The sequence below is a fragment of the Solimonas terrae genome (assembly GCF_011067135.1).
Lineage (GTDB): Bacteria > Pseudomonadota > Gammaproteobacteria > Nevskiales > Nevskiaceae > Solimonas > Solimonas terrae.
This window is the reverse complement of record NZ_JAAMOW010000009.1, coordinates 73111-86692: the sequence shown is the minus strand read 5'-3', so window position 1 is coordinate 86692 and position 13582 is coordinate 73111. Positions and strand designations below refer to the sequence as shown.

The window sequence follows — 13582 nt, the reverse complement described above, 5'->3', positions numbered from 1 at the left end:
CGGTTGCGCGGCGGGTGCCCACGATGGGAAATCGAGCCAGTGTCCGCTTACGGCCCGAGATGCTCGCCGCCGATCTCGATCAGATCGTGCAGGACATTGCGCTGGCGCGTGTGGGCGATGACTGCATCGATGTCGGCGAGCACGGCGCTGCGTGGCCGTGCCGACCTGGCAAAGCCGGCGCTGGCGGTGGCGCCGCGTGCGACGATCTCGAACTGGTCGATCGACTCCAGCGAACCGTCGCGACGCAGCTCGTTCGACGCATCATCGACCGCCCAGGTCGTGCCCTTGATGCGACCCGCTTCGACGCTCAACTCGGTGAAGGCGTGACGCGCCACCGCCATTGCCGACCAGCTCGCCGGATTCGCCAGCACGCTGTACAGGTCCTGACCGCCGCCGCCCTGCGTGACCTGCACGTAGCCGCCCGGCAGCGGCAGTCCGAGCGCCATCGGTTTCGAGCGCTCGTAGATGTGGTCGTGACCGACCAGCAGCAGGTCGACGCCGTACAGGAGCAGATACTGTTCTTCGAGCGCGACCAGTTCGAAGTTCGCCGGATTGCGACCGTCGTCGTCGGTCCAGATCGTGTAGTGCTGGACGAAGACGATGAAGTCGATCCTGCCGGCGGCGCGCTGCAGCGCCGCGCTCGCCAGATCCAGTTCCAGCCACAGCAGTTCGTCGACCAGCGCCGCGGCCGACGCCGCATCGCTGCCGAGCAGCGAGCCGCCGGTCGAATGGACGAAGTGCACACGCCCGTACTGCCAGCTGTAGTAGGTGCCCTTGCCGGGCTGCGCGACGCGCGAGCTGTAGCCCTGGCCGCCGCCGTCCTTGGCCTCGTGATTGCCCGGCGCGGTCATGATCGGGATGCGCGCGGCCAGCGGCTGCAGCATGTCGAAGTACGAATCCCAGAGGCTTTGCTCGCCGTTCGCGTACGCGAGATCGCCGGCGATGATCGTGAAATCCGGCGCGCGCGAGATCACGCCGTCGCGCACCGCACGGCTGGCGTCGTTCTGCGCGTGATCACCGAAATGGCAGAAACGGAAGTTCTCGCCGGCCGCAGCCGGCAGCAGCTGCACGGCCGACCAGCCCTGCGCCGAGCCGACGCGGTAGCGCAACGGCAGATCGGCCGGCAGATCGGCTGCGGTGGCGCGGTGCGTCAGGGCATCGACTCCGTAAGTCGCCGTTGCCGTGCCCTCGGCGCGCGACGGAAACGCGGCGGTCGCGATCGCGCGCGCGTCCATGTCCGGCGTCACCGGACCGTATTCGATCACGCCGCCCGGATCAACACTGCCATCGGTGAACCAGCTGAGCGTGCGCGTCGTCTGCGGATCGCCGGTGAAGCTGACGTGCAGGCCGCGCGGCGTGATGGCCGGCGTGCCCGGCGGGAGGCTGCCGCCACCGCCGGTCGACGGATGGCTGCCACTGCCGCAGCCCGGCAACAACAGCAACGGCAAGGCGCCGGCACCGGCTTTCAGCAAGGCGCGGCGCTTGCCGTCGGGCAGCGGCTGCTCGGTTTCGTCAGGATTGCGTGGCACGCCGGCGTCTCGAAAAGGTCCGCGCGCCACGCGGCATCAACGCGCGGCTCGAACCGTGGCAGGGAAGACGCGATGCGCCGCCGAGGTGCACCGCGTCGACCGCCGACGGTAGCGATCGAATGTGTCGCGGCGGTGAAGCCTCGACGGCGCGGCGAACTCAGGCCAGTGGGTGATACTGGTACAGCCAGGTCTCCGACAGGGTCTGGTCGCCGTGCTTCAGGTACAGGCGCATGTCGACCGGCTCCTTGCCGTCGACCGTCAGATCGAACTGCGCACGCCAATGACCGGCGACACCGTCCGGCACCGCTTCGGTGAACACGTACGAGAACGTGCCGCGCGAGGCGCTCAGCACCGCCTCCGGCTTGACGCCGTAGGCCAGCGTCTCCAGGGGCGCGCCCTTGAACTCGACGACGAACTTGCGCACGCCCTGCGGGCGCGGCTTGCCGGGTTCGCCGCCGCGACCGAGACGGGTCGCGACGCAGCGCGCCAGCGGGGTCGGATACGGCTCGTCGGCTTCCCAGTGCAACCGGTACTTGAGGTGATATTCGTTGCCGGCCCTGGCGGCTGCCTTCGGGACCCACATCGCGACGATGTTGTCGTTGGTTTCGTCGTCGGTCGGGATCTCGACCAGCTGCACGCTGCCCTCGCCCCAGTCGCCCAGCGGTTCGACCCACAGGCTCGGCCGGCGATCGTAGTAGACGCCGTCCTGATAGTGATCGAACACGCGGTCGCGCTGCAGCAGGCCGAAGCCTTTCGGGGTCTTGTCGCTGAATGCGGAGGCCATGGTCCGCGGCGGATTGTTTAGCGGGCGCCAGATCCGTTCGCCGTCGCCGGCCCACATCGCCAGGCCGTCGGAGTCGTGTACTTCCGGACGCCAGTCGATCGCGGTTTGCTTGATCGTTTCCGAAAACCAGAACATCGAGGTTGCCGGCGCGAGGCCGAGGCGCGCGACATCGCGACGCAGGAACAGCGAGCAGGCGATGTCCATCACCACGCCGGTCTCGCGCTGCATGTCGAAGCGGTACGCGCCGCTGATGCTCGGCCCGTCGAGCAGTGCGTAGACGGTCACGCGATCACTGCCCTTCGCCGGCGGCACGAACCAGAAGTTGGTGAACGACGGAAACTCCTCGGGCCGGTCCGGTTCGGCGATGTCGAGCGCGATGCCGCGCGCCGACAGGCCGTACTGTGCGAGCGCGCCGATCGCGCGGAAATACGAGGCGCCGAGAAACGCCACCCAGTCGTCCTTCTGCCACGGAAAGGTCTTCTGGTCGCCGTAGCGGCTTTCCTGGAAGCGGAAGCCGGCGAAGCCGGCGCCTTTCGGCAATTCGTGCGCCGGACTGTCGGCGGGCATGTCGAAGTACGCGGCGTCGTAGATGATTTCGCGTGCGCTGTGCGCATCGTCGTCGAGCACGTGCATGTGCACCGGCGTCTGGAAGTAGCGTCCGAGATGGAAGAAGGTCACCGGGTAGGCGCCCGGGCCGTCGACGAACAGCGCGTCGTCGATCCGGAACTTGATCTTGCCGTGCTCTTCGTAGTTGATGCGTTCGAGTACCGAACGCGACAGCACCGGGGGCGGCGCGTAGCCGGCGGCGGCCAGCGCGCGCGCCTGCGCGATCAACGCGTCGTACGAGAACGGCCGCGCCTTGCCGAGCTTGAGGCCGGATGCGGCCAGCGCCGACGGCGAGAGACCGAGTGCGGCAAGCGCGGCGGCGGAGGTCGAGGCAGCAATGAATCGGCGGCGGCTGAGCATGCGTCGCAGCGTCCTGTGGCGAGGGTCGGAAATGGGTCGGTCATGGCGCCGAGCGTTTTTACCGGCGGCATGATGAACCAGGTCTGACCGCGATGTCAGTCGACGTGCACGTCGACCACACAGCCGTGCGGATCGACGCGCAGCGACACGTGGCGACCGTCGTCGGTGGCAACGTGTGGCAGCCGCAGCTGGCCGCCACTGTCATGCTCGACTCCCTTCATCGTCGACAGATCGGCGTAGGTGATCGGGCGGTCGCCGAGCAGTGCGGAGATCGGCGTCTTGCACTGCTTGCGTTCCGCTGCCAGCTCCGCGGCGTGCGCGGCGGCCAGTCGCTGGCGTTCGGCCTGCGCGTCGACGGCGGGTTTGCTCGCCGGGGCCACGTTCAGCGTCGGGGTCGTGATGGTGACCGCGAGCGGTGCGTTCGGTACGGCGAAACGCTCGCTGTCCGGTTTGACGGATGCGGTTTCCGGCATTGCGGCCGGGTGCGTGATCGGTGGCGAGGCAGCGGCGTCCGACGCGCGTACGCCGGTGCTGGTGACGGCGGCGGCCGGCGGTGGACTGGCCGTCGCGATGCGCGGTGCCGGTATCGCGGCCGTGGCTTTCGCGGCGGTGCCGGTGCCCGCCGGACTCGGGGTGCTTGCCGGCGCCGTCTCCGCCACGGCCGTGAGCGACGCGCCACGGTCCGGCGCGACCGGCGCCGCAGGCTCCGTAGCGGGTGTTGTCGCGACCGGCGCCGTCGTGAGCGCGTTCGCGGTGCTGGCCGCGGGTTCTGCTTCCGGCGCCGGCGTGCGCAGCCACAGCCACAGGGCGAGGCCGAGCACTGCGATTCCGCCGACGGCGACCAGACCGATGCGCCGTGCGAGCGGCGCCGTCGTTGCCGCGGCACCCGATCCGGCTTCGCCGGCGAACGGCGCGGCCACGTCGCTGCCCGGCAGACTGCGCAGCAATGCACCGGCGGCCGGGCGTTGCTCGGCGACCGGGTTCAGCATCGCCTGCAACACGGCGCGGGTGGCGGCCGGCATCGGATCGGGTAGCGTGAACAGGTCGGCGAGGGACGCCGGATCGCCGTCGACCGGCGTACGTCCGGCCAGCACCTGGGCGCTGCTGGCGGCGAGGTTGTAGAGATCGGTCCAGGGACCGATCGCCGCGCCGGCGCCGAGTTCCTCGGGCGCGGCGTACGCGCGCGGCAGCGTCGAAATCAGCGTCTGGCGCCGGAATCGCACCGCCGCGCGCAGGGGGCCGAACGCACTGATCGCCAGTGTGCCGTTGCTGCGCAGGACCAGCTGTGCCGGGCTCAGATCGCGCAGCACCAGATTCTGCGCGTGGAGACGGGTCAACGCATCGACGACCGGGCGCAGCGCCACCAGATATTCGTCCCAGGCCATGAGTCCGCGCATCCGCAGGCGCTCGCTGAGGGCTTCGCCCTGCAAAGGCTCGAGCACCGCGTACGCGGTGCCGTTGGCTTCGAAGGCGTCGAAGACCTGCGCCATGCCCGGCAGCGGCAGTGCCGCAAAGGCGTGCGCGCGATCCAGGTAGGCGCGCAGCCACCAGCGCAGGGTCGTGCGGTCTTCCGGATCGTGCGGCTGGATGCCGTCGCCATCGCGCAGCACGAAGGCCTGCGGCAGCAATTCCTGCAGGATCACGCGCCGCCGACCGTCTTCGGCGCGGTAGCGGCAGAGGTAAGGCGTGCGTTCCACGAGGCCGGCGATCTGCCAGCCGCCGACACGTGTGCCCGGCGCCAGCGGCGCGCACAGTGTTGCGTCCATGCAATGGTTCCCCAATGACGATGGCCGGTCGTCCGCAGACGCCCCCCGGCCGATGTGCCGATTGTCGGCAAAAGCCGGGTCCGGCCCTATCCGGTCGATTCCTCAGTGCGACGTGCGACAATGCCGCCCAGCCTGATCACCGAGTTGCACGATGTCCGCTGTCGTCGCCGAAGTTCCCGTCCAGTTCGTGTTGCCGGAAGGACGCCGCGAGCAGAACAAGCTCGCCAAGCGCCTGCGTCGCCAGGTCGGCCAGGCGATCATGGACTACAACATGATCCGTGACGGCGACAAGGTCATGGTCGCGCTGTCGGGCGGCAAGGACAGCTACACGATGCTCGACATGCTCGTGCAGCTGCAGGCCAAGGCGCCGGTGAAGTTCGAGCTGGTGGCCGTCAATCTCGACCAGAAGCAGCCGGATTTTCCGGAGCACGTGCTGCCGGACTATCTGCGGGCGGTCGGCGTGCCGTTCCACATCATCGAGCAGGACACCTATTCGGTCGTCAAGCGCGTGATTCCGGAAGGCAAGACCATGTGCTCGCTGTGCTCGCGGCTGCGCCGCGGCGCGTTGTACACGTATGCGGCCGAGAACGGCTTCACCAAGATCGCGCTCGGGCATCACAAGGACGACATCGTCGCCACGTTCTTCCTCAACCTGTTCCACGGCGGCAAGCTGTCGGCGATGCCGCCGAAGCTGCAGTCCGACGATGGTCGCAACGTCGTCATCCGGCCGCTGGCGTACTGCCGCGAGCGCGACATCGCCGAGTACGCACGGCTCAAGGAATTCCCGATCATCCCCTGCAATCTCTGCGGCTCGCAGGAACAGCTGCAGCGCAAGCAGGTGCGGCGCATGATGGAAACCTGGGAAAAGGAGCATCCGGCACGCATCGAACAGGTGTTCGCCGCGCTGACCAATGTCGCGCCGTCGCAGCTGGCCGATCCCAGGCTGTTCGACTTTGCCGGTCTCGGCGGCGACGTCGGCACTGCAATCGACTGGCTGATGCCTGAATCGGGCACCGCGGCATCATGAAGTTCATCGCCGCGCTGCTGTTGCTGTTCGCGAGCTCCGGCGTCGTGTCGGCGCAGACAGCGGCAAGCCAGGCGCCGGCGCCAACGCCGAATGCCGCGCCGGCAGGCGCGGTGGCGCCCCCGACCGCAGACACGGTCGTCGCCTCGCCGGCGCCGTTCCTGTGGCAGATCTCCGTCGGCAATGTCACGCACTACCTGCTCGGCTCGGTGCATCTGCTGCCGAAGTCCGTGCAACCGCTGCCACCGGCGCTCGACAAGGCCTACGCTGGTGCCGACACCCTGGTGTTCGAAAGCGACCTCGGCGCGCTCGATGCGCCGGCCATGCAGCGCGACGTGCTGGCGGCCGCGCGCGGCAAGGGGCTGCGCGACGAAATCCCGCCGGCCCTGTACGAGCGCGTTCAGGCGCGCGCGCGCCGTTACGGGCTTGCGGACACGGTCTGCGATCCGTACGCGGCCTGGTTCTGTGCGATGACGCTGGAAATCTTCTCGTTCCAGCAACAGGGCTTCGACGCCGCAACCGGTCTCGATCAGTATTTCTACGCGCGGGCCGCGAACGACAACAAGACGGTCGCCTGGTTCGAGGCGCCGAGCGAGCACCTGCGCCTGTTCACCGAAATGGACGCCGACATGGGCCGCCGCTTCCTGGCTTCGGTGCTGGACGAGGATGGCGATCCGCGGCAGCAGCCGACGGCATTGCTGAATGCCTGGAGAGCGGGTGATATCGGCTACGTCGAGCAACTCGATATCGACATGAAGCAGCAATATCCGGCCCTGTACGAACGCCTGCTGGCCGCGCGCAATCGCGCGTGGCTGCCGGTGCTGGCGGCACGGCTGAAGCTGCCGGGTTCGCAGATGATCATCGTCGGCGCCGCCCATCTGGTCGGCCCGGACGGCCTCGTACCGGCGCTGCGCCTGCGCGGCTTCGATGTGCGCCGTGTCGATGCACCTGCCGGCGTGCCGCTCGATCTCAAACTCGACAGCAGCCTGAGCGTGGTGCCACCGGCCGCCGTGCCGCACGACTAGGGCCTGTTAACGCGATGGCAATCGCTGCGGCGGAGGTCGTTTTGGCGCAGGGCAAGGCGCCAGCCGCGCCGCCTGGTCGCGCCAGGCAAGCGGCTGGCAACGCCGCCCTGCGCCAAAACGGCCTCCGCCCCATTCGGGTTGCGCCAGCAATCGCGCCATGCGGCGTTACGAGCCTTGCGCTTGGCGCCACCAAGCCCTGCGGCTCCTGCCTTGCCTGGCGTGATTTCTGGCAGCAACGCAGCGATCGTCCATGGCGTTAACAGGCCCTAGCGCGGCGACGGCGATTCAGTCGCTGGGCAACTGGAACGAGCGGACTTTCGGGAGCGCGGCGCCGGCCTTGATTGCGGCGGCCGCAGCGGAAATCGCCGAGGCCTGTGCCGGTCCGGACGCGGCCGCCGTTGCGGCAGCCGGCACTTCCTGAGTGCGGTCCAGCGTCGATTCACCGCCCGGGTGTTCAAGCGTCGCCGCTTCCATCCACTGCTGAACGGCCGGATGCATGATCACGCTGTGCATGTAGTCGCGCTCGATGCCGTCGAGCGGGATGTCGTAGATGAAGAAACGCAGGGCGACCGGCGCATACATCGCGTCGGCAATGCCGAATTTTCCGAACAGCCATTCGCCGTCGGTGCCGTAGTTGCGGCGCGCTTCGCGCCACAGCTGGCGGATGCGCTTGATGTCGACTTCCGCGGCAACCGAGATGGAGGTGCGCTCCGGTTCACGGCAGGCGTTGAACGGCAATTCGCGGCGCAGATCGGCGAAGCCGGCGTGCATTTCCTGCGAGATCGACCGTGCCATCGCACGGGCGGCCGGCAGCAGCGGCCAGGCACGCGGCAGGGCACAGGTCTCGGCCACGTATTCGCAGATTGCCAGCGATTCCCAGACGCGGATATCGCCGTCGACCAGCGCCGGCACGCGACCGCTGGGTGAGTGCGTGAGGATGCGTGCGTGGGTATCCGGTGCGTCCAGGCTGATCACCGATTCGGCGAACGACAACTCGTGATGTCGCATCAGCAGCCAGGGCCGCAGCGACCACGACGACAGCCTTTTGCTGCCGATATAAAGCGTCATCGGATTCATCGGGGGACTTCCTTTCCGTGGCATTGCCCGATGCGGTCAGCAGCTGCTCGCAGGCAGAACTGTCGACCGGGCATGTGGATAATACTGCGCCTCTGCCCCCGCCCGTAAAGGGCTGCTCCGGACCCTCTGTGACGCGTCTTCGTTTTCTTCCCGGTGTGTTGCTGTGCTGGCCGCTGCTGGCGGCGGCGGGCATTCACGTCGAGGTGGACGGCGTCAGCGGTGCCCTGAAGCACAACGCCGAGGCCTATCTGAGCATTCGCGACGCTGCCGACCGCAAGGATCTCGACCAGGCGACGGTCGAGCGTCTGCAGCGTCAGGCCGGCCCGGAGCTGCGTGAATCGCTGCGGCCGTTCGGCTACTACAACCCGTTCATCGATGCCCGGCTCGAAGGTCAGGCGCCGAACTGGCGGGCGACCTACACGATCGATCCGGGACCGCAGATGAAGCTGACCGCGGTCGACATCGACATCAGCGGCGACGGCGCCAGGGACTTCGATCACCAACTGCGACGCATGCACCGCTGGCTGCAGGAGGGCGAGCCGCTGCTGCACAGCCAGTACGACGAGGCCAAGGCGATCCTGACCGCCGCTGCCTACGCCAAGGGCTATCTCGACGCGCATTACGTGCGCTCGGAACTGCGCGTGAAGCCGTCGGACAACACGGCCGAGGCGGTGCTGCATTTCGAGACCGGGCCGCAGTATCGCTTCGGCGACTTCACGATCGTGCAGGTCGAGGACGGCCGCAAGCTCGACGACGCCTTCCTGCGGCGTTACGTGCCGATCACGCCGGGCGATGTCTACGATCCGCAGGTGATCCTCAACACGCAGTTCGCGCTCGGCGATCTCGGCTATTTCGACAGCGTGGAAATCCTCACGCAGCGCGACGCCGCGGTCGACGGCAAGGTGCCGATCCTGATCAACACCACGCCGCGCAACAGCCAGCATTATGACTTCGGCATCGGGTACGGCACCGATACCGGCCTGCGCGGCTCGGTCGGCGCCGATTTCCGTCGTCTCAACGACAGCGGCCATACCCTGCATCTCGAAACCCAGGTGTCGCAGATCAAGACCGAAGCGCTGGGCGAGTACCGCATCCCGCTCGGCACCAAGGCCGGTGAGCTGTTCTCGATCACCGGCAACATCGGCCAGCAGGATTACAAATCGGGCTCCAGCGACTTGCGCGGCTTCGGCTTCGGGTTGACGCGCTCGCCCGGCAAATGGCAGCGGCGCCTGTATCTAAAGTATCTGCACGAGGATTCGCATCTGGGCGAGGACAGCACCAGCGCCGATCTGGTGATGCCCGGCATCGGCATCAACCGCTCGCAACTGGACGACACCATCTACACGCGGCGCGGCTGGTCGATCTTCGCCGATGTCCACGGCGCCGCGCACAATCTGTTGTCGACGGTCAGCTTCGTGCAGGCCCACGCAACCGCCAAGCTCGCCTATCCGATCGGCCGCCGTTCGCGGGTGCTGCTGCGTTACGAGTACGGCGCCAACTGGGTCGGCAACTTCGGCAAGCTCCCGGCGTCGCAGCGTTTCTTCGCCGGTGGCGACGATTCGATCCGCGGCTACGACTACGAGTCGATCGGCCCCGAGGACTCCAATGGCGCGGTCATCGGCGGCAACTTCCTGACCACTTTCAGCAGCGAAATCGAGACGCGCGTCTGGGGCAACTGGGGCGTCGCCGCATTCGCCGACGGCGGCGGCGTGTCCTCGGACGCGGCACCGGGATTTCACTACGCGGCGGGCGGCGGCCTGCGCTATCGCTCGCCGGTCGGCGTGATCCGCGTCGATGTCGGCCACCCGTTCGATGCCGGACAGCCGCCGGTCCGGCTCAACATCGGCGTGAGGGTCGGCCTGTGAATGCGCGCCTGAAGAATGCCCTGTGGCTGGCCCTGGCGATCAGCCGCGCGACGGTCTGGATCGTCGGGGCGCTGCTGATCGGCGCACTGGTATTCGTGCCGTTCACCACGGCCGGCGCGCAACTCGGTCTGCGCATCGCCAGCGCCGTGACCAACGACATGGTGGTTGCCGAAGGTGTCGACGGCACGCTCTGGGGGCCGCTCAAACTGCAGCACCTGGAAGTGCACCTCGCGAGCATCGACATCGCGATCGACGATGCCGAGCTCGATGCCGACTTCACCCAGCTGTTGCGGCGAAGGCTCGATGTCGCAGCCCTGCACGCCACGCGCGTGCAGCTCGCGCTCAGGCCCGGCGCACCGCAGCAGACGCCGGCGTCCGGCGAAGGCGCGATCGCGAGGCTGCCGCTGGCCATCGCCGTGCACGACGCCAGCATCGGCGAGCTGGTCATCGTGCCCGCCGGCAGCGAACCGATCACGATCCACGATGCCGCGCTGGCTGCAAGCTGGGTCGGCGATCGTGTCGTCGTCGAACGCCTGGAGGCCACCACCCCCTGGGTCGGTCATGCGCGCCTCGACGGAATCGCGACGCTGCGGCCGGACGCGATCGAGCTGCATCCGCTGCACACGCAGGGCTTTGCCGTCGCCAGCATCGACGGTGTATTCGGTTACGACACGCCCAGCGATCTGCATCTCGAGTGGCAGAAGATCGCATGGCCGCCGGATGCCGCCAATGCGGCGGCGACCGCTCTCGACAGCGGCGGCGGCGAGGCGCACTGGCGCGGCCTGCTCGACGATTACCGGTTCGATCTGCATGGCGCGGTGACGCTGCCACAGCTTGCCGTTTCGCTGCAGGCCCGCGGCACCGGCTCGCTGTCGGCCGTGCATCTGGCGCAGCTCGACGCCAGGGGCCTCGACGGCGAACTGCACGCCAGGGCCGACGTCAGCTGGAACGATGGCGTGCGGATCGACGGTGCCGGGCAGTTCAGCAATCTGCATCCGCAGAAGCTCAGTAGCGAACTGCCCGGTGTGCTGAACGGCAGCTTCGACGCGAACACGACGATCGCCGACGGCCAGCCGAATGTGCGGTTCACTGCACAACTGCACGACTCGACGCTGCGCGGTTATCCGCTGAGCCTGAATACCCGTGGCCAGTACCGCGGCGATCGACTGAGTTTCGAAACCCTGGAGTTGCAGAGCGGTCAGGCGGTCATCAAGGCCAGGGGACAGGTGCTGCCGACGCTCGACGCGCAGGCCGACGTCGATGCGCCGCGCCTGGCCGATGCCTGGCCGGAACTGCTCGGCAGTCTGCATGGACAGATCGGTGCGCGCGGTCCGCTGCGCGCGCCGCATGCCACGGCCAGGCTGCGCGTCGACGGCCTGAGCTATCACGGCATGAAATTGCAGCACGCGCAGCTGAATGCCGACGTCGATCCGAAAGGGCAGCTGGATCTGGACCTGGACCTGCACGACGCGGACGTCGGCGTGGCGATCCCGAAAGCGACGCTGGCGATTCACGGCCCGGCCGGCGACCACGACATCCGGCTCGATGTCAGCAGCGCGCAGGGTGACGTCGCGCTGACCGCGCATGGCGCGCTCGACATCGAGCGGCCGTCATGGCGAGGCGAGTTGCGCAGCGGCCAGCTCACGCCGGCCTCGCTGGCAGCCTGGACGCTCAAGCAGCCGACCGCGATCGTCTTCGATGCCGGCACGCTCAGCTTCGATCCGATGTGCTGGACCGCAGCCGATGCGAACGCCTGCCTGGGCCTGAAGAACGAGAGCGGCAAGCAGCGCGCCGACTTCGCGCTCTCGGATTTCGCGCTGACCTATCTGCAGCCTCTGCTGCCGGGTGGTGCCAGAGCCGATGTCGTGCTGCAGGCCAGCGGTCATGCCGAGTTCGGGCCGAACGGCATGGAGGATCTGCGCGCCGACCTCGCGACCGGCGACGGCCATTGGCAGGTCGGCGGTCTGCCGCCGATCGCACTGAAGCCCGCGAAGCTGAGCATCGACGACAACGGCGCGGACGGCACCAGGATCGAATTGAACCTGCCGCTCGCCAGCGGCGTGATCAGTGCCGATGCGACGCTTGCCGCCGGCGCCGCGTTCATGGAGCGCCACCTCGGTGGCACGCTCAAGCTCGATCTTCCGGACCTGGCCTGGCTGCATCTGCTGACGCCGGAAGTGTCCAGCGCCAAGGGTCATGCCAGCGGCCAGTTGCAGCTTGGCGGCACGCTCGCAAGTCCGCAGTTCGAAGGCCGTGTCGAGCTGGCCGACGGCGAACTGGCGCTGGTGACGCCGGGCATCACGCTCGGCGCCATCGGTCTGCGGGTCGATACCGACGCGGCCGGCGATCTCAAGCTCGACGGCGAGGCCAGTTCCGACAAGGGCAGCGTGCACCTGTCCGGCACGGTCAGCCCGCGTGCCGATCCGCTGAAGCTCGATCTGCGTCTGCGCGGCGACAACTTCCAGGCGATGAACACCAACGAAGCCAAGGTCTGGGTGTCGCCCGATCTGCATGTCGCGCTCGCCGACCGACGGCTCGCTGTCGACGGCAGTGTCGCGGTGCCCAAGGCCGGCATCACGCCGAAGTCGCTCGGCGACGGCAGCGTTTCGGCGAGCAGCGACGAGGTCATGGTCGGCGACGATCCGGGCGCGCAGCCGAAACGCAATGTGCTGATCAATGCCGACGTCACGCTCAAGCTCGGCGACGACGTGCATTTCGAAGGTTTCGGCCTCAAGTCACGCCTGAGCGGTTCCGTGCAGGCGATCGAACAGCCTGGCGTGGCGACGCGCGCGCGCGGCGAGATCAATCTGGTCGACGGCCACTACAAGGCCTACGGTCAGGATCTGACGATCGAAACCGGCAAGCTGATCTTCAGCGGCGGGCCGGTTACCGAGCCGGCGCTGGAAGTGCGCGCGACGCGAAAGCCGACCGAGGAGGTGACGGTCGGCCTGTACGTGCGTGGCACCCTGCGCAAACCGGACTTCCAGTTGTTCTCGACGCCGCCGATGCCGCAGCAGCAGCAACTGGCCTGGCTGGTGCTGGGCCGGCCGCTGGCCGATACCGCGAGCGCGGACGACAAGTCGGCGGTGGGCAACGCAGCGACTTCGCTGGGTCTCGCCGGCGGCGAATGGCTGGCGCAGCAGCTCGGCAGCAAGATCGGCATCGACGAGATCACGGTGGGCGCCAAGCCCGGCGAAAGCAACGAGCAGGCGATGTTCACGGTCGGCAAATACCTGTCGCCGAAACTGTTCATCAGTTACGGCATCGGCCTGTTCCAGCAGGGTTATACCTTTCGCATGCAATACGACCTCGGCCACGGCTTCAAGGCACGCACCGAGACCGGTGTCGAATCGGGCGGCGACCTGCTCTACACGGTCGAGCGCAAGTAGCAGCGGTGCAAGTCGCGATCGGCGGCCTGGACAGCAAAGGCAATCGCGGTTCGCGCCGCGCCTGCAACGCCTGACGTCGCTCCGGGTCCCCTTGCAGTGAGCGACGCAAGTCGCAATCCAGCGTCATGCGCGCTCATCCGCAAGCGCGGGTTGCGCG

Annotated in this window: 8 protein-coding genes; 4 read left to right on the top strand and 4 right to left on the bottom strand. The window is 68.0% G+C overall.

Translation table 11 applies throughout. The annotated features are described in order from the left end of the window. Window positions 1-47 precede the first annotated feature (47 nt). The 3 genes from G7Y85_RS16740 to G7Y85_RS16730 all read right to left on the bottom strand — a co-directional run bounded on the left by G7Y85_RS16740 (window position 48) and on the right by G7Y85_RS16730 (window position 5045). Window positions 48-1529, bottom strand: a complete 1482-nt coding sequence (locus G7Y85_RS16740; RefSeq protein WP_366514992.1) for a metallophosphoesterase — start codon at window positions 1527-1529, stop codon at window positions 48-50. A gap of 157 nt (window positions 1530-1686) precedes the next feature. Next, on the bottom strand, window positions 1687-3279 hold the full coding sequence (locus G7Y85_RS16735) for an OpgD/OpgG family glucan biosynthesis protein (protein WP_166259977.1): 1593 nt from the start codon (window positions 3277-3279) through the stop codon (window positions 1687-1689). 95 nt (window positions 3280-3374) lie between these two features. Beyond that, complete coding sequence (locus G7Y85_RS16730; protein WP_166259974.1) at window positions 3375-5045, bottom strand: serine/threonine protein kinase; 1671 nt, start codon at window positions 5043-5045, stop codon at window positions 3375-3377. Between the two features lie 151 nt (window positions 5046-5196). Between G7Y85_RS16730 and ttcA the strand changes: the two genes are divergently transcribed. After that, entirely contained in the window at window positions 5197-6072 is an 876-nt protein-coding gene (ttcA, locus tag G7Y85_RS16725; protein ID WP_166259971.1) for a tRNA 2-thiocytidine(32) synthetase TtcA, read from the top strand. Next, complete coding sequence (locus G7Y85_RS16720; protein WP_166259968.1) at window positions 6069-7094, top strand: TraB/GumN family protein; 1026 nt, start codon at window positions 6069-6071, stop codon at window positions 7092-7094. Before ttcA ends, G7Y85_RS16720 begins: the two co-directional genes overlap by 4 nt. A 285-nt stretch (window positions 7095-7379) precedes the next feature. On the opposite strand, the gene G7Y85_RS16715 is transcribed toward G7Y85_RS16720, so the two are convergent. Continuing rightward, window positions 7380-8171 (bottom strand): glutathione S-transferase family protein, encoded by a 792-nt coding sequence (locus tag G7Y85_RS16715; protein WP_166259965.1) that lies wholly within the window; start codon window positions 8169-8171, stop codon window positions 7380-7382. Between the two features lie 128 nt (window positions 8172-8299). Between G7Y85_RS16715 and G7Y85_RS16710 the strand changes: the two genes are divergently transcribed. Together G7Y85_RS16710 and G7Y85_RS20690 are read left to right on the top strand one after the other, a co-directional pair. Beyond that, window positions 8300-10036, top strand: coding sequence for an autotransporter assembly complex protein TamA (locus tag G7Y85_RS16710; RefSeq protein WP_166259962.1), 1737 nt, complete (start codon window positions 8300-8302; stop codon window positions 10034-10036). Further along, a complete protein-coding gene (locus G7Y85_RS20690; RefSeq protein ID WP_166259959.1) occupies window positions 10033-13425 on the top strand; it encodes a translocation/assembly module TamB domain-containing protein in 3393 nt (1130 codons plus the stop codon). Before G7Y85_RS16710 ends, G7Y85_RS20690 begins: the two co-directional genes overlap by 4 nt. Window positions 13426-13582 lie beyond the last annotated feature (157 nt).